Source organism: Blautia sp. AF17-9LB (assembly GCF_003479185.1).
In the GTDB taxonomy this organism is placed as follows: Bacteria; Bacillota; Clostridia; order Lachnospirales; family Lachnospiraceae; genus Fusicatenibacter; species Fusicatenibacter saccharivorans.
The window spans coordinates 77,356-94,252 of record NZ_QUGU01000007.1 but is presented as its reverse complement, the minus strand read 5'-3'; the positions used below and the strand labels follow the sequence as shown (position 1 = coordinate 94,252).

General features: G+C 53.0%; 13 protein-coding genes. 1 reads left to right on the top strand and 12 read right to left on the bottom strand.

What is annotated here, in order from left to right:
- Positions 1-112: 112 nt before the first annotated feature.
- The 5 genes from uvrA to gpr all read right to left on the bottom strand — a co-directional run bounded on the left by uvrA (position 113) and on the right by gpr (position 8,531).
- Positions 113-2,941, bottom strand: a complete 2,829-nt coding sequence (uvrA, locus tag DWX00_RS09185; protein WP_117509506.1) for an excinuclease ABC subunit UvrA — start codon at positions 2,939-2,941, stop codon at positions 113-115.
- 124 nt (positions 2,942-3,065) lie between these two features.
- Entirely contained in the window at positions 3,066-4,199 is a 1,134-nt protein-coding gene (gene hemW / locus DWX00_RS09180) for a radical SAM family heme chaperone HemW (RefSeq protein WP_117804123.1), read from the bottom strand.
- Positions 4,200-4,287: 88 nt separating this feature from the next.
- Entirely contained in the window at positions 4,288-6,102 is a 1,815-nt protein-coding gene (gene lepA, locus DWX00_RS09175) for a translation elongation factor 4 (protein ID WP_022462217.1), read from the bottom strand.
- 111 nt (positions 6,103-6,213) lie between these two features.
- The gene (locus DWX00_RS09170) at positions 6,214-7,620 is read right to left on the bottom strand and encodes a stage II sporulation protein P (RefSeq protein WP_243030489.1); all 1,407 of its coding nucleotides are present in this window, start codon (positions 7,618-7,620) and stop codon (positions 6,214-6,216) included.
- 23 nt (positions 7,621-7,643) lie between these two features.
- Positions 7,644-8,531: a GPR endopeptidase gene (gpr, locus tag DWX00_RS09165; protein WP_055218620.1), complete on the bottom strand. Its 888-nt coding sequence runs from the start codon at positions 8,529-8,531 to the stop codon at positions 7,644-7,646.
- A 181-nt stretch (positions 8,532-8,712) separates the two neighbouring features.
- On the opposite strand from gpr, the gene rpsT reads away from it, so the two are divergent.
- Positions 8,713-8,976, top strand: coding sequence for a 30S ribosomal protein S20 (rpsT, locus tag DWX00_RS09160; RefSeq protein ID WP_022462214.1), 264 nt, complete (start codon positions 8,713-8,715; stop codon positions 8,974-8,976).
- Between the two features lie 169 nt (positions 8,977-9,145).
- Here rpsT and holA read toward each other — a convergent pair whose 3' ends face one another.
- From holA to DWX00_RS09125, 7 genes are all read right to left on the bottom strand, one after another.
- On the bottom strand, positions 9,146-10,129 hold the full coding sequence (gene holA / locus DWX00_RS09155; protein WP_118595083.1) for a DNA polymerase III subunit delta: 984 nt from the start codon (positions 10,127-10,129) through the stop codon (positions 9,146-9,148).
- A 71-nt stretch (positions 10,130-10,200) separates the two neighbouring features.
- On the bottom strand, positions 10,201-12,474 hold the full coding sequence (locus DWX00_RS09150; RefSeq protein WP_117804122.1) for a DNA internalization-related competence protein ComEC/Rec2: 2,274 nt from the start codon (positions 12,472-12,474) through the stop codon (positions 10,201-10,203).
- Complete coding sequence (locus DWX00_RS09145) at positions 12,471-13,394, bottom strand: GerMN domain-containing protein (RefSeq protein ID WP_055227346.1); 924 nt, start codon at positions 13,392-13,394, stop codon at positions 12,471-12,473. The genes DWX00_RS09150 and DWX00_RS09145 overlap by 4 nt, the downstream gene beginning before the upstream one ends.
- Positions 13,395-13,406: 12 nt before the next feature.
- Complete coding sequence (locus DWX00_RS09140) at positions 13,407-14,885, bottom strand: sensor histidine kinase (RefSeq protein ID WP_022462210.1); 1,479 nt, start codon at positions 14,883-14,885, stop codon at positions 13,407-13,409.
- Complete coding sequence (locus DWX00_RS09135) at positions 14,830-15,519, bottom strand: response regulator transcription factor (protein ID WP_022462209.1); 690 nt, start codon at positions 15,517-15,519, stop codon at positions 14,830-14,832. The genes DWX00_RS09140 and DWX00_RS09135 overlap by 56 nt, the downstream gene beginning before the upstream one ends.
- Positions 15,520-15,536: 17 nt before the next feature.
- A complete protein-coding gene (locus DWX00_RS09130; RefSeq protein ID WP_117801488.1) occupies positions 15,537-16,241 on the bottom strand; it encodes a helix-hairpin-helix domain-containing protein in 705 nt (234 codons plus the stop codon).
- Between the two features lie 113 nt (positions 16,242-16,354).
- Entirely contained in the window at positions 16,355-16,786 is a 432-nt protein-coding gene (locus DWX00_RS09125) for a DMT family transporter (RefSeq protein WP_118595125.1), read from the bottom strand.
- Between the last annotated feature and the right edge of the window lie 111 nt (positions 16,787-16,897).

Here is a 16,897-nt window from a genome sequence, read left to right as displayed (position 1 = left end):
TGTATAGAATAAGTTCGGGTTCAAAACACCCGAAACCCAAAAGGATCGAATGTGCTCTGAACCCAACCCGCTTCTTATTATATACAATCCCTTTTAAAATGGAAAGGATTTTTTAGAGATATTTTTCGACATATTTTCCGGTGTAGGATACCGGGCTCTTGGCCACTTCCTCCGGCGTTCCGCACGCAATCACGGTTCCGCCGCCGTCTCCGCCCTCCGGTCCGATATCAATAATATAGTCCGCCGTCTTGATGACATCCAGATTGTGTTCGATAACAACGACGGTATTTCCGCCCTCGGACAGGCGGTGCAGAATCTCCACCAGTTTGTGGACATCCGCAAAATGAAGTCCCGTCGTCGGCTCGTCGAGAATGTAGATCGTTTTTCCCGTGCCGCGGCGGCTCAGCTCTGCTGCGAGCTTGATACGCTGCGCTTCTCCACCGGACAGCGTGGTGGACGGCTGGCCGAGGCGGATGTAGGAAAGGCCGACATCGTACAGGGTCTGTAATTTCCGGAAAATCGATGGTACCGGCCTGAAGAATTCCAGTGCCTCCTCGACCGTCATATTCAGCACATCGTAGATGCTCTTTCCTTTGTATTTGACTTCCAGTGTCTCACGGTTGTACCGTTTTCCATGGCAGACCTCACACGGCACATAGACATCCGGCAGGAAGTGCATTTCGATCTTCAGGATACCGTCGCCGCCGCAGGCCTCGCATCGGCCGCCCTTCACATTAAAACTGAATCTTCCCTTCTTGTAGCCGCGCGCCTTGGCATCCTGCGTTGCCGCAAACAGGTCGCGGATCTGATCGAACAGACCTGTGTACGTTGCCGGATTGGAACGCGGTGTTCTTCCGATCGGGGACTGGTCGATGTCGATGACCTTATCGAGCTGTTCCATACCGATGATGTCTTTGTGTGCACCCGGAATCGTCCGCGCACGGTTCAGATCTCTTGCCAGCCGTTTGTACAGAATTTCATTGACAAGGGAACTCTTTCCCGATCCGGAGACTCCGGTCACGCAGGTCATGACACCGAGCGGGAAATTCACGTTGATATTTTTCAGATTGTGCTCTTTTGCTCCGACTACCTTCAGCCAGCCCGTCGGCTTTCTGCGCTCAGACGGAACCGGAATTTTCAGCTCTCCGCTTAAGTATTTTCCGGTGATGGAATTCGGATTTTTCATCAGATCTTCCGCCGTTCCGATCGCCACCAGCTCTCCGCCGTGCTCACCGGCTCCCGGACCGATATCGACAACGCAGTCAGCGGCGCGCATCGTATCCTCGTCGTGCTCCACGACGATCAGGCTGTTTCCGAGGTCACGCAGATGTTTCAGCGTCGCGAGAAGTTTGTCGTTGTCTCTCTGGTGAAGACCGATGCTCGGCTCGTCGAGAATATAGGCGACACCGACAAGGCCGGAGCCGATCTGCGTTGCCAGACGGATTCTCTGCGCCTCACCGCCGGACAGCGATGCCGTTCCACGCGCCAGGGTCAGATAGTTTAATCCGACATCCGCAAGGAAGCTCACACGCGCACGGATCTCTTTTAAAATCTGCTTTCCGATCAGCAGCTGCTGTTCGGAGAGTTCGAGGTTCTGCATAAACTTCTGCAGATTGTCGATGGAAAGGGATGTTACTTCAAAAATATTTTTATCTCCGACCGTCACACCAAGCGACGTCGGTTTCAGACGCTGGCCATGGCACGCCTGGCACGGGGTCACACGCATGAAGGTTTCGTATTCCTGTTTTGTAGAATCCGATCCGGTCTCACGGTAGCGGCGCTCTACATTTTTGATCAGCCCCTCAAAAGCCACATCGTACACACCGACGCCGCGCTGACCGCGGTAATGCACCTTGACGGATTTTCCGTTCGTTCCGTAAATCAGGATATCGTGGATTTTTTTCGGATATTCACAGAACGGAGTGGAAAGGGAAAAATCGTACTCCTCTGCGAGCGCATCGAGAATGGCTCTCGTATAGCTCGATTTGTCCGTGCAGGACTGCCAGCCGAGCACGGTGATGGCTCCGTCTGCGATGGATACGGTCTTGTCCGGAATCATCAGATCCTCGTCGAACTCCATCTTGTAGCCAAGGCCGGCACAGCTCGGGCAGGCGCCGAACGGGTTGTTGAAGGAAAAGCTTCTCGGCTCAATCTCCTCCATGCTGATGCCGCAGTCCGGGCAGGAAAAGCTCTGGCTGAAGTTGAGCTGATTTCCGTCCATCGTGTCGACCACCAGAAGGCCGTCCGCCAGATCCAGTACGTTCTCGACGGAATCCGTCAGACGTTTCTCAATGTCCGGTTTGACTACAAGACGGTCCACAATAATGGAAATGTTGTGTTTCAGGTTCTTATCCAGCGTGATCTCCTCGGACAGCTCATACTGGCTGCCGTCGATCATCACGCGGACATAGCCGCTGCGTTTTGCCTGTTCGAGCACCTTTTCGTGTCTTCCCTTGCGGCCGCGCACAACCGGCGCGAGAAGCTGGATTTTCGTCCGCTCCGGGAGTGCCATGATCTGATCGACCATCTGGTCCACCGACTGGCGGCTGATGACTTTTCCGCACTTCGGGCAGTGCGGAATACCGATTCTCGCGTACAGAAGACGGAAGTAATCGTAAATCTCCGTCACGGTTCCGACGGTGGAACGCGGGTTCCGGTTCGTCGATTTCTGATCGATCGAAATAGCAGGCGGCAGGCCTTCGATGCTGTCCACATTCGGTTTTTCCATCTGTCCTAAGAACTGGCGCGCGTAGGAGGAAAGGCTCTCCATGTACCGCCGCTGGCCCTCCGCATAGATCGTGTCAAACGCAAGCGAACTCTTTCCTGAACCGCTGAGGCCCGTAAATACAACAAACTGGTTTCTGGGGATATCGACATTCAGTGCTTTCAGGTTGTTCTCCCTGGCTCCCCGTATTCTGATAAACTCTTTTTTCTCTGCCATAACTGTTCCTCTTATTAATTGGAATCCCTGTCCGGACAGGGACAGGAATCTTGTCTCGTTTTCTCCCATTATAGCACACCGCCGTGCGTTGTGCAAACATTTGTTCTATTTCTTTATCATCTTTTTACAGCAGAAAATCTGCCAGAATCACATTGCTGACGGAAATCCCATCGCGTGTCAGAGCCAGGCGCCCGCTGTGTTCCTGTAAAAGATGCATCGCTTCGTATTTCTTCAGAACCCCGCCGTATACGGCATGGATCTCCTTTCCAAACTTCTCCTCAAACTCCGTCGTCGAGATCCCTTGTGTCATTCGAAGGCCGAGAAACATAAATTCTTCCATGGCATCCTGCCGGGAAAGAATTTCCTCATCCTCACGGATCTTTTCCAGTGCTCCGCACGCTTTCAGATACAAAGATCGATCTGCCGTGTTCGTCCACCGGCGGTTTCCGAATAACGATGCCGCGGAAGGCCCGAACCCCAGATAATCCGTCCTTTTCCAGTAGCCGATATTGTGGCGGCATGCGAAGCCCGGCTTTGCATAATTGGAAATCTCATACTGGAAAAAGCCGTATTCTGCGAGGATTTCCGCCGTTCTGGCATACATTTCGCGTTCTGTGTCCTCATCCGGCAGATCCAGTTTCTGCTCCGCAAACGGGGTTCCCGGCTCCACGATCAGGCTGTAGGCGGAAATGTGCTCCGGAGAAAGCTCCGCGATCGTCCGAAGACTCTCTTCCCATTTCTCTTCACTCTGCTCCGGCAGACCTGACATCAGATCCACGTTGATATTCGCAAACCCGGCATCCCGTGCCAGTGCAAAACTCTCCTGAAATTCCGCAAACGTGTGGATTCTTCCCAGCCGTTTCAGCTCCTCATCGTGAACCGACTGACAGCCGATACTGATCCGGTTGAAGCCGCTCTTCCTGTAACATTTCAGTTTTTCCGCATCCAGCGTTCCCGGATTGGCCTCCAGCGTAATCTCAGCATCCTCTGAAAAAATGTACTTGCTCCGCAGTTTTTCCATCACACGGGCGAGCATTCCGGCATCCACTGCGGATGGTGTTCCGCCGCCGAAAAAGGCGGAAATCACTTCACTTTCTGCCGTCTCTTCCGCTGCATCGATTTCTGCCAGCAGAGCCTCTTCATACTCCTTCTGCATTGCTTTCGTGCCCGGTCCCGAGACAAAATCACAGTAGGCGCATTTCCGGATGCAGAACGGGATATGCACATAGAGTTCCAGTGGTTTTCTTTTTTTATTCATTCTGCTTTTCCTCCGTACGATCGAAAGACCGGCCCCTGCGCTCCCGCAACAGCAGGCGGCGCCGACAGGCCGGTCTCATTTTTATTTCTTAATTTTCATCCAGTTTCAGTACGCTCATAAAGGCTTTCTGCGGAATCTCCACGTTTCCTACCTGGCGCATCCGCTTCTTACCTTCCTTCTGCTTCTCCAGCAGCTTCTTCTTTCGGGAAATATCGCCGCCGTAGCACTTGGCGAGGACGTCTTTGCGCATCGCGCGGACGGTTTCTCTGGCGATAATCTTCGATCCGACAGCCGCCTGGATCGGGATTTCGAAGAGCTGCCGCGGAATCTCTTCTTTGAGCTTCTCGCACATCTTTCTTCCGCGCTCGTAGGCAGATCCCTCGAATACGATGAAGGACAGCGCATCCACTTCTTCTTTATTGACGAGGATATCGAGTTTTACAAGCTCGCTTCTCTCATAGCCGAGCAGCTCGTAGTCGAATGACGCGTAACCTTTGGAGCGGGATTTTAAAGCATCAAAGAAATCGTAGATAATCTCATTCAGCGGGAGATGGTAATGAAGCATCGCACGCGTCGTCTCCATGTATTCCATTCCCTGATACTGGCCTCGTCTCTGCTGGCAGAGCTCCATGATCGGTCCGATGTAGTCGGTCGTCACCATAATCTCTGCTTTTACCAGCGGCTCTTCCATATAATCAATCTCGGACGGGTCCGGCAGATTCGACGGGTTGGTCAGGTCAATGACGGTTCCGTCGGTTTTGTGAACCTTATAGATAACGCTCGGTGCGGTCGTCACGAGATCCAGATTGTACTCACGCTCCAGGCGCTCCTGAATAATTTCCAGGTGAAGCAGTCCAAGGAAACCGCAGCGGAAGCCAAAGCCCAGTGCTGCCGATGTCTCCGGCTCGTAGAAGAGGGATGCATCGTTTAACTGCAGTTTTTCCAGCGCGTCGCGCAGATCGCCGTACTGTGCGCCGTCGGCCGGGTACATGCCGCAGTATACCATCGGGTTGACTTTTTTGTAGCCCGGCAGTGCTTCTGCACACGGACGGTCGGCATCGGTTACGGTATCACCCACGCGGGTGTCGCGCACGTTTTTGATGCTGGCGGTGATATAGCCTACCATTCCGGCGGAGAGCTCGTCGCACGGGATCAGACGGCCTGCGCCGAAGTAGCCGACCTCGACAACTTCCTCGACAGCGCCTGTCGCCATCATGCGGATTCTCGTTCCTTTTTTCACGCTTCCTTCCATCACACGGCAGGAAATGATGACGCCGCGGTATGCATCGTAGACGGAGTCGAAAATCAGTGCTTTTAACGGTTCCGTCGGATCACCTTCCGGTGCCGGAATTTTCTGTACGATCTGTTCGAGCACCTCGTCCACGTTCAGGCCGGTTTTTGCGGAAATCCGCGGAGCATCCTGCGCTTCCAGTCCGATGACATCCTCGATCTCTGCAATTACACGGTCCGGCTCGGCGCTTGGAAGGTCTACTTTGTTGATGACCGGGAACACATCCAGGTCATGGTCAAGGGCGAGGTAGACGTTGGCAAGGGTCTGCGCCTCGATACCCTGCGATGCATCGACAACGAGCAGCGCGCCGTCGCATGCGGCAAGGCTTCGGGAAACCTCATAGTTGAAGTCAACATGGCCCGGGGTGTCAATCATGTTTAAAATGTACTCCTCGCCGTCGGCCGCTTTGTATACGGTACGGACTGCCTGTGCCTTGATCGTGATGCCGCGCTCACGCTCCAGATCCATATTGTCCAGCACCTGATCCTGCATCTCACGCTCGGTCAAAAGGCCTGTTTTCTGAATAATACGGTCCGCAAGGGTTGATTTTCCATGGTCGATATGGGCAATAATACAAAAATTACGAATTTTACTCTGATCTATTCCTGACAAGTTTTTTCCTCCTGCTTTTTCCCTACGATACCAGATTGCTCCATATTTCGTACTCCCGCAATCTGTCTATTTTGTATGATACGAAATTCCACTCAAAAAAGCAAGATAAATTTATCCGCCTGATGCCGGACTTTTGCCCGACAGAACCTTATGCAGGATATCCGCAAACGGCCCCATTGCATTTTTCACCTCCTCGACCGTATTCGTCTGCGCACCAACCTCGAGAAGAACAGATCTCGGGCGGAGATGGAGGTTGTAGCGGTAGCCTTTTAAATAGATACAGCGCGAAAAGCCGGGATAATACTGTTTTGCCTCATACTCCATCTGAAAGGAAAATGCAAGGTTTTCCGCCTGATACGGATTGGGCAGGCTTGTCAGTTCGCCGCTTTCTTTCGTGCGGGAAAGGCCGTTGAAAAACATGATCTGCGCGGTCGGCTTTCCGTTGATTTCTGTCACAAGACGTTTTGAACCATTGACCCCGTCCCGGTGCAGGTCGATCACGACCTGAATGGACGGGTGTTCTTCCAGCGCCGCTGCGATGACCGGCTCCGCGTAGTTGTAGGCGCGGCTCCGCTCGAGACAGCCTTCTTTCATGTCAAATGCCTCTGTAATATGAAGCACTTCGTATCCGTACTGCTTTTCCAGAAGCTCCTGCAGATCATCACCGAGGCCGATTACCGTGTCCGCTCTTTCTCCCGGACGGGAATCGGCGAAGGTTTCCTGCGAATGGGTATGATAGATCAGAATCTGCGGGCCTTCGGCATTTTCCGGCAGGGTCAGGTCTTTTCCGAGCAGGGTGCTGCCGTCGATCTCGCCCGGCAGGACCGAAGTGTTGGGATCGACAACGAAGAAGCGGTTCAGGAGCGCCTGCGGGTCAGCAAGAAGGTCAGGTGAAATTGTCTCCTGAATCGTGTCGGCCTCCGGGTAGAGAATCTCACGCGGTGCGCCGCCGGTTTCGATGGTCTCCTCCGGGACAGACTGCGGCGCTTCGGGTTCTGCCGTTGATGCCGACTCTCCGGCTGCCGGTTCTGTGATTCCTGTTTCCGTCTGCTCCGGCTCCGTGATTTCCATTCCATCTTTTTGAGTTTCATCTTTTTGAGTTCCATCCTTTTGATCTTCCTCAGTTCCCTGCTCCTTCGATTCTGTCTGCCCTCTTTCTGCTCCCGGTCCCGGAAACGAATCCTGCTTCGCCGTATCCGTTTCCGCTGCTTCTGTCCCGGCAGACAGCGTATTTTCTGCCGTGCTTCCCTCCCGAAGCGCCGGTATCTGATCCCGCACTGCCGCGAGGAGATTTTCCATCCATCCCCTTCCGTCCTCTTTTCCGTCATAAAAAAGAAGCGGCATCATCACATCCACGGATAACTGCTCCGCCTGTGCTGCCGCCCGCTGCAGCAGAACTTTCCCCTCTAAGAAATGATTTTTCCGGAGAACCGCTGCACTGCGGAACAGCAGTATACTGCAGGACAGGAAAAGACATCCCCATCCGAACCATCGTCCATTTCGCCTGGCATTCCACATATTATCACCATATTCATGATATGTTACAGTTCCCCGGAAAATGCCTGATTCATACCTGCCGCAAGAACTCCGGCCAGGCGGCGGACCATCTCGTCGATCTCTTTTGTCGTCACGTAAAGGCTTTCGAGCGCCGGTGAAATGACTTCTCCCAGAAATTCATCCATCTCGGACTCCTCCAGCGATTCCAGAACGCCTGCGACGGCATCGTGGACGATCGTTCCTGCCCCTACAACGGTCGGCACACCGATTCCGATGACCGGCACTCCGAGCGTCTCCTGATTTAAGGCATTGCGGTGGTTTCCGACGCCCGAGCCCGGCCAGATTCCGGTGTCGGCAAGCTGGATCGTACAGTTCAGCCGGTGAATACTGCATGCGGCAAGGGCATCCACGGCGAGAATCACATCTGGATGGGTCTGTTCTGCCGTTCCGCGCAGGATTTCCACTGCCTCCATGCCCGTCTGTGCCATAACGCCGGGAGCAAGGGCACTCACTTCCCGGCCCTTCTTTCCGTAGGTGCGCACCAGATGGCGCGTAACGTTAAGCTGCTCCACCGTCTCCGGCCCGAGCGCATCCGGCGTGATGCCGCGGTTGCCGAGGCCGGCCACAAGAACGGATCCGCACGCTTCCGGCACCATTTCCATCAGACAGTGGGAAAACTCCTCCGCCGCTTTCCGGCTCTCCTCCTCGTCTGCCGTCAAAAGCAGCGGCGCTTCGATCGTCACATACGTCCCTTTCGGCTTTCCCATCATTTTTGCACCCTGCTCCGATGTGATTTTCACAATGGTTGTCTGAATTTCCGCCTTTCTTTTCTTCTTCTCAATCTCGACCCCGGAGATCTCCACATGGTCCCTCTCAAATTTTTCCTGATTCTCCATCGCCAGGTCTGTCCGCATCCTATACTTTCCTATCATACTTTTCTCCTTCTCCTGTATTTTTGTTGTAGTTTTTGCAATTTTTCCAAAAATATGTATTGACAAACCATGCGAAATATTATAGGATAATAAAGCATGTTTCAGTGGAGCGCCCGTGTCTGTTCCATTGAATAACATCCCTTAAATCACATTAATTTTAAAAATATTGGAGGTGTACAGTTTGGCTAACATTAAATCCGCAAAGAAAAGAATCCTGGTAAATCAGACAAAGGCAGACCGCAACAAAGCAATCCGTTCTGCAGTTAAGACTTCTATGAAAAAAGTAGATGCTGCTGTTGCTGCAAACGATAAAGAGGCTGCTGCTGCTGCATTAGTAAATGCGATCTCTACCATCGACAAGGCTGCTTCTAAAGGCGTTTATCATAAAAACAACGCTGCCAGAAAAGTATCCAATCTGAGCAAAGCTGTAAACTCAATCGCATAATAAAGATATAAACCAAAGAGAACTTAGTCATACCGTCATGTGGCTGGGTTCTTTTTTTATGCTTACCAAAAGAGTGCGCCGCGACAGATCTTTTGATAAACACAGAACAAGGCGTACCGGTACAGGAAAACTGGCCGATACGCCTTGTTCTTTTTAGAAAACTCTGCTCTTACGCCGCCCTGCTGTATTTCGTAATCAGCAGCTCCACGCTCAGCAGATCGGAAATTTTTCCCGTCTTCACGTCCTCTTCCATCTGCACGCAGTCATTGACCGCCGCTTTTAATTCCTCCGCCGCATACTGGCGCGACATGGGAATATAGTTCCGCACAACGAAGCTCTGCAGTCCCGTCCGTTTTGCGATCGTCGCCTGATCGCAATGCTCTGCCAGCAGCTCTTTGACCTGCAGCAGCAGATTGAACTGGCGTGCCAGCAGAAAGAGAATCCGCATCGGCGGCTCCTTTAAAGCCAGCAGATCCTGATACAGATCGAGCGCTTTCCGCTGCTTCTTCTCCGTTACCGCGCGGATCATCTCGAAAATCCGGTTCGTAATCTGCGTTGTGCAGACTGCCTCGATATCCGCCCGCGTGATCACATCTCTTCCCATCGTATAGCTGAGCAGTTTTTCCAGCTCCTGCGAGATATTTCCCATATCCGTGCCCGTCTTTTCCAGAAAATCTTCCATATCCTGGCGCGTGATCTTTTTTCCCTCTTTTTTCATCATGCCGAGTACCCAGGTCATCAGCGTCTTTTCGTCCTGACGAGCAAATTCCACTGCTCTTCCCTGCTTCTGCACCGCCTTGTACATACGGTTCCGCTTATCGACTTCCTCCTCCACGAAGATCAGCACCAGATAATCCGGCAGGGATCCCATGTAGTCTGCCAGCGCGTCGGCTTTGTTTTTGAAAAATCCTGTATTTTCCAGCAGAATCACACGGCGGTCCGCAAAAAACGGCATCGTCTCCGCAAGGTCAATCACTTTGGGAATCTCGGTTCCTCTTCCCTCAAAGCGGGAGAAATTCATCGTGTCGTCCTCCGGCAGCAGTGCGTTTTTCAGCTTGTTTTTATACTGATGCTTCAGATAGGCTTCTTCTCCGTAGAGCAGGTAGGCCTGCTTAAAATTCTGCGTTTTGATATCTTCTAAAATGCTTTTCATTCCATCCTCTTTCTTTTGTTCCGGCAGAAGCACGTTTGCGCAGTGCCGCAGCAGCCGGAGCTTTTGACCATTCAGGAGACGGGAAATTCCACATCCGACCGGTATCCGTGAACCGCCAGGCGGTCACGCTTCAGCTGTACTGTCACGGCTCCATCCACCGGTGTTCCGTAGATATGGCTTTTGCAGGCACGAAGCCGCTCCAGCAGCTCCCGGTGCGGATGGCCGTACCGTCCCGGCCACGCGCAGGAAATCAGGCTGATCTGCGGCTGTATGCGGTTCAGAAATGCCTCGCTCGTTGAATTTCTCGAGCCGTGGTGCGCCACCTTTAAAATCTGGCACCGCTCTGCCGCCCCCAGGACCTCTTCTTCTCCGCTTCCCTCCAGATCTCCCGTCAGAAGTGCGCGGCAGGCACCGCAGGAAAGCTGTAATACAACACTTCCGGCGTTTTCCTCTCCCGTATAGTCTTCGCCCGCTCCCGGATGAAGTACCGATACGGTGAGTTCTCCTGCACGGATCTCGTCTCCCTTTTTTAGATATTCTACCATAATTCCCGCTTTTTGTGCGGCTAAAATAAAAGGATTTTCTTTTTCGCTTCCTTTCATCCACACAGGCAGGAACAGATGGCGGATGCGAAGCGCCGTTTTCTGCTCCCCGATCAGCTCCAGCAGTTCGAGGATTCCGTTCGTGTGATCTGCGTCCGGGTGCGTGACAACAACGGCATCAAGAGCGGCAATGCCGCGCTGTTTCAGATATGGGAGAATCCTTTTTTCCCCGACCGCAGACGCACTGCTGCTCCCGCCGTCATTCAGCATCACAAAACGGCCGCTCTCCACCACCAGCGAATCGCCCTGGCCGACGTCCAGCGCTGTAATGGAAAACGTTTCCCGGGGACGGTAAAAAAGCAGAACACAGGCAAAAAACATGGTAATACCAAAGAGCATCCGCTCCCGCTTTCGTGCCTGCGCACCTTTTCGTTTTGCCCCATCCGGATTCATCTCCCGTTTTCGTTTTCGCACATACAGTATCACCAGCAGACCGGTCAGAATGATTCCATATCCTGCCATCTGCCATTTTTCCGGCTGACCGCAGATCCACACATTTCCCGGAATCTGTGCGACCGCCGCTGTCATCTGCCGCAGAAGTGTGAGCAGGAACCGCGTCGGAAGCAGAACAACACTTCCCGCTTTCACGCTTGCCAGTCCCGCCAGAAGCCCCGCAGCACCCGTCAGCAGCACCGCCGTCATGACAGCTCCTGCAAACAGATTCGGCAGAAACGCAAAGAGCGGAATCTCATAAAAATACCACGCCTGCAGCGGGATCATGACAAGCTGCAGGGAAAGGTACACCATCGCAGCCTCTTTTCCTTTCGCCGCAAGCTTTTCCAGCCCCGTTTTTTCCCCGCGTCTCTTCCGTTCCGCCTTCTCCCCCGCCAGAACCGGATAAACCCCGGAAATGGCTGTTACTGCTCCAAACGAAAGCCAGAACCCGCTCTGCTCCAGATACGAGGGGTTTTCCGCCAGCATCAGAATTGCCGCAAGAGAGAGCGCACTTAAGGAATCATACGTCCTTCCCACTGCGACAGCTCCCATCCGCACCGCAAACATCACCACTGCACGCACGGTCGCCGTTCCGCTGCCGGTAAACATGCCATACAGCACCATACCGGCGGCCGCTGCCAGAGATGCGGGAGTTTTCGGCAGATGCAGTGCCATCAGCAGCCGTCGGAGTGCCATGCCGAGCAGCATCAGATGCATGCCGGAAACGGAAATCAGGTGCAGCAGACCGCTCTGCTGATACGCCAGATACGTCTCCTCCGTGAGTTCCGACCGTTCCCCGAGCAGCATCGCAGAAAGCACACCTGCCTCCTCCTCCGGCATCATTTCTTTTAAAACGGCACAGCACCGCTCCCGCTCCAGCCGGAGCGCTTCGCCGAGATTCCACCGCCCGACATCCACAACTTCCTCCCGTTCCGAAATCACGTAGAACGCACAGCCTTTTCCCTCATAATATGTTTTCTCATCAAACATCCCCGGATTGCGCGGGCTTTCCGGCTTTTTTACAGTTCCGTACACCCGCACAGCGGCTCCGACCGGCAGATCTCCCCGCTTTGCGAGCAGATAAATTTTCCCTTTGCTTCCCTCCCCACGCAGCACATACCCGTTGTTGCTGCTCTTTTTCTCATACGTTTCAATTGTCCCTGCAATCCACACCTTCCTGCCCTGCTGCGCTTTGTTTTCGTATTTGGGGTCAGAAAAAGGCGTGCCAAGAGGCACGCCCGCAATCCGCAGCAGCACAAGCACCAGCATGAATCCAAGACACGCCAGGCACATGGGCCGTTTTCTCATGTATCTTTTTCCTCCAGATAAGACAGGTCTTCCTCGTAGAACTGATTGAGTTTCATCGTTTCACGGAAGGTTACATCGCTCTCTCCGTTGATGGAAAACTGCACCTTATCCACCTTACAGTTCGCCGTGATGGAATCCACCACCGCGTAAATCGGAATCTGCTCCGCCACACTCGAAAGCGCAGAATCCTTAAAAGATTTGTCAAAATTCACATAGGCAATCCGATCGGATGTCGTGACACTTAAGACATTCATCGTATCCGGCAGCACTGCATAGTGGCCGTCTTCTTTCGGTCCCTTCATCAGCTGCTCCACCACGACACGTTCCAGCGGAATGTTCGTGCTGTACGGCACCCGCCGCGTCTCTTTCACAAGATGATCGCCTGCTTCATTTGCAAAATACAGTGTCAGCGTCGCATACTGATACTGATAAATTTCCCTTCCGGAATTTTCCAGAAAGCTGTCCGCCGTCATCGTTCCGATCTCGCGTCCTTTGGAATCCTTTAACGGATCCCCGTCGATCAGAAGCGTCACGCGCTCCACCTCCGGAACCTGCACAAAGGTACGCACCAGTCCTGCACGCACCAAAACCTCCTGCGGCCGCGCAAGCTCTCCGTACTCTCCACTTAAGTTCAGCGTAAGGAGCCCGTTCTCCAGCGTATACGTCTTGATGGAAATCCCATTGGAAAGAAGTGCCTGGTTTCCGTCCTTGGCAGGTTTCTCCTGCAGCGCGTCAACCAGCTCCTTGATCAGTTTCTGATCCGTTCCTTCTTTTGGTTCATACGGCTCCTGCACCAGTGTTGTGCCGGTTTTGTCCAGGCAGTACAGGTGATACGCCGACTCCTTCTGGCTCTTCTGCCACTGCCCGCAGCCGCTAAGAAGCAGCACGCCGGCCAGCAGTACGCCAAGTATCCGTTTCATGTGCGCCACCTCCTACATCACGTAATTCAGAGGAATCCGCACGGAAAATGTCGTTCCCTCGTTTTCTTTGCTGTATACACGGATCGCTCCCCGGTGCATGACAATCGCGCTCCGCGCAATCGCAAGGCCAAGGCCGGTTCCGCCGATTTCCCGCGAGTGGGACTTGTCCACGCGGTAGAAACGCTCGAAGATATGCGCAATCGACTCCTCCGGGATGCCGATGCCGGAGTCTGCCACCGTCACGTAGAAATATTTGTGATCCGCATTTAAGGATACACGCACCCATCCATTCTCGTTGTTGTATTTGATGCCGTTTTCGATCAGGTTCGAGAACGCCAGCGAGAGCTTCGTCGCATCCACCTCCGCATTGACCGGGCGGAAGCTGTCGAGAATGAGCTCCACATTTTTCTGTGCGGCAATCGGATGAAGCCGCTTCAGCAGCTGCTCTAACAGCTCGTTGATATTGACCTGGGTGATATTGAGGTCTGCCACCTTTTTATCCATCTTGACCAGCGACAAAAGGTCGGTAATAATCTGGTTTTCGCGGTCGATCTCCGAGGTAATATCCTGCATGAACTCCTGATAAAGTTCCACCGGAACGCCCTCCTGCCCGTTCAGCGAATCCGCCAGAACCTTCATGGACGCAAGCGGCGTCTTTAACTCATGCGAGACGTTCGAAACAAATTCCTGGCGGGAATCGTCGAGCGTGCGGACGCGGGTCAGCATCTTGTTGAATGCGTCCGTGATCAGCTCTGTCTCGAGGTAATCCGGAACAGAAATGCTTTCGTCGAGATAGCCGTCGGTGATGTCCTCGATGGAACGGGTGACCTTCTGGAACGGCTTCATCAGAATGCCCGCGAGCAGATAGCCAAAAACCAGCACGAGAAGCGCAATGATCGAAAGAATCGTCATTCCCTTCGTCTCCAGAATTTTCATATTCGCACGGATCTCATCCGTCGAAATGCTGACGAGCATAACGCCGAGCGTCTCCTTCGTCTCGGTATTCTGAATCCGCACCGTCATTTCCAGATAGCTGTTTTTCCGGTCGTACTGGCTCGTCTCCTTGCCCTGAAAGCTCTGGATGACCTCCTGCGAGATAATCGTCTTTCCGCGGTCCATATCGTACGTATCTTTGATGACGCGGAAATCCTGGTCGATAATCAGGATTCTGCCGCCGTAGATATTTGTCAGCATACTGAGCTGTCCGTTGATGACATCCGATCCAGGATCTTCCATGTAATTCTGCTGGATGAGCTGGTTGCAGATAATATCGCACTGATTTTTTACGGTAATGCTGCGCACCGATACCGCACGGTCCTCATAGCTGTTTACGATGCTCTTCTCAAGGATCACACACGGTACAATGCCGATGATCACAAGAATCACCGTGATGCGGAAGCGCAGACTCCGCAGAAACTTCCATTTTTCTTTGTTTTTAAGCCTGGAAATAGTAACCAACTCCCCACTTTGTGTGAACGTACTTCGGTTCACTTGGATTTTTCTCAATCTTTTCGCGCAGACGGCGGATATGTACATCTACGGTGCGCACGTCGCCCGGGTACTCATAGCCCCAGACAATATTCAGCAGGTTCTCTCTGCTGTACACCTTGTTCGGATTGAAGACGAGAAGCTCGAGCACATCGAACTCCTTCGCAGTCAGATTGATCTCGCGGTCTCCGATGAAGACTCTTCTGCTCTCGCAGTCGATCCGCAGGTCTTTCACCTGTACGACTTTTGCTTTCTCTTCTTTTGGCTCCTGGCGGGCCGCACGGCGCATGATGGCCTTGATGCGTGCTTTTACTTCCAGAATGTTGAACGGCTTTGTGATGTAATCATCTGCGCCGTATTCCAGTCCCAGGATTTTGTCCATGTCCTCGCCCTTTGCGGTCAGCATAACGATCGGAACGTTGGAAAATTCACGGATCTGCTGGCAGACGGACAATCCGTCCAGCTTTGGCAGCATCAGATCCAGAAGGATCATATCGTATTCTTTTTCTTTTGCCATGGAGAGTGCTTCCTCGCCGTCGTATGCGCAGTCAACCTCCATGCCGTCCTGCTCCAGGCTGAAGCGGATTCCTTTTACGATCAGTTTTTCATCATCAACTACAAGAACTTTCTTTGCCATTTCTTCTCCTTCTTGTTCTAAACCTCGATAGAACCCCTTATCTTTTCAAACATCTTTCCCTTGATGCCCTCAATGTTCATAATCTCCTCAATCGAACCAAACGGGCCGTTTGCTTCGCGGTAGGCGATGATGGCATCCGCACGGCTCTCTCCGATGCCGGAGAGTGTCATCAGTTCTTCTTTTCCGGCCGTGTTCAGGTTGACTTTGCCGGAACCGGAAGCCTGCTCCGTGCCGCCCGTATTCTGCTGCGGCGTTTCCGTGATTTCCATGTTTTCTGCCTCCTCGCGCGTCCAGACGGTGATCTGCTCTCCGTCTTCGATTTTCCGTGCAAGATTGAGGATTTTTTCTTCAGCATCCGGCAGAAATCCGCCTGCCGCTTCCACAGCCTGCACTACGCGGCTTCCGCCCGGCAGCGTGTAGACACCGGGGGAAGCGACCGCACCGCAGATATAAACCTGCACTGTTTCTTCCGGTGCTGCCTCCTGTGCCTCACGTTTTTCCGGAATGCCTGTGGTTTCTCCGGCGCTTTTTTCGGAAACCGTCTGCTCCTCATCCACTTCCTTCTGATTCCCGAAAACGGTTTCCGCCGTGCTCCCGCCTGTGCTATCTGACAGTTTGTATTCTGTATCCCTGTGGTTGCATCCGCAGAGCAAAAAAACCAGCATCGCCGCCAGTATTTTTGCATGTTTTCTGCCTCTGTCCTGCTGTTTTTTCAATTTCATGCTGTGTACTCCCTTCCGCTTCGCATCTGACGCGCAAGGGTCCCTTGTGTACGCATAACTACGTTTCTATTGTATCGAAGAAACCATAAAAATACAAGTAGAAATCTTAATCGTTATTCCCACTGAAACACTACAATTCCCACAACGGCGATCGCCATGCCGATCAGTTTTCGCACGGTGAAATCCGTTTTTTCCATACCGAAAAGGCCGAACAGTTCAATCAGCCACGCCGCTGCGAGCTGGGAAATGACGATCAGCATCGCCGCCTTCGCCGGGCCGAGCCCTGCCATACTCCAGATAACCGTGATCGTGATAAACGCGCCAATTGCCCCGCCGAGCAGCAGATACCACGGCTTTACGCGGAACAGATCCCCGATGGGCTCCCTCCCGGTGATGCACCATGCCGCAAGACAGACGGCAAACGCACTGATCTGCACCCAGCCGGCCGCCAGCCATGTACTCGTCTGTTTCGTCACCTCTGTGTTGAAAACGCCCTGAATACTCATCAGTGCGCCGGAAAGCAGCGCTGTTAAAATTCCCGCCATTGATTTTTCCTCCTGCTGTTTTTTTATGTACTCTCGGAGTCTTTCTGCGCTTGATTTTACGAGAAGATTTTTTGTCAGCTGCACCCAAATTTCTGAGGCGTACGCGGTGCG

What these genes read in the sequence shown, in the direction of transcription:
- uvrA (WP_117509506.1), bottom strand. Translation starts at nt 2,941, where the DNA reads ATGGCAGAGAAAAAAGAGTTTATCAGAATACGGGGAGCCAGGGAGAAC.
- hemW (WP_117804123.1), bottom strand. Translation starts at nt 4,199, where the DNA reads ATGAATAAAAAAAGAAAACCACTGGAACTCTATGTGCATATCCCGTTC.
- DWX00_RS09170 (WP_243030489.1), bottom strand. Translation starts at nt 7,620, where the DNA reads ATGTGGAATGCCAGGCGAAATGGACGATGGTTCGGATGGGGATGTCTT.
- gpr (WP_055218620.1), bottom strand. Translation starts at nt 8,531, where the DNA reads ATGATAGGAAAGTATAGGATGCGGACAGACCTGGCGATGGAGAATCAG.
- holA (WP_118595083.1), bottom strand. Translation starts at nt 10,129, where the DNA reads ATGAAAAGCATTTTAGAAGATATCAAAACGCAGAATTTTAAGCAGGCC.
- DWX00_RS09150 (WP_117804122.1), bottom strand. Translation starts at nt 12,474, where the DNA reads ATGAGAAAACGGCCCATGTGCCTGGCGTGTCTTGGATTCATGCTGGTG.
- DWX00_RS09145 (WP_055227346.1), bottom strand. Translation starts at nt 13,394, where the DNA reads ATGAAACGGATACTTGGCGTACTGCTGGCCGGCGTGCTGCTTCTTAGC.
- DWX00_RS09135 (WP_022462209.1), bottom strand. Translation starts at nt 15,519, where the DNA reads ATGGCAAAGAAAGTTCTTGTAGTTGATGATGAAAAACTGATCGTAAAA.
- DWX00_RS09130 (WP_117801488.1), bottom strand. Translation starts at nt 16,241, where the DNA reads ATGAAATTGAAAAAACAGCAGGACAGAGGCAGAAAACATGCAAAAATA.
- DWX00_RS09125 (WP_118595125.1), bottom strand. Translation starts at nt 16,786, where the DNA reads ATGGCGGGAATTTTAACAGCGCTGCTTTCCGGCGCACTGATGAGTATT.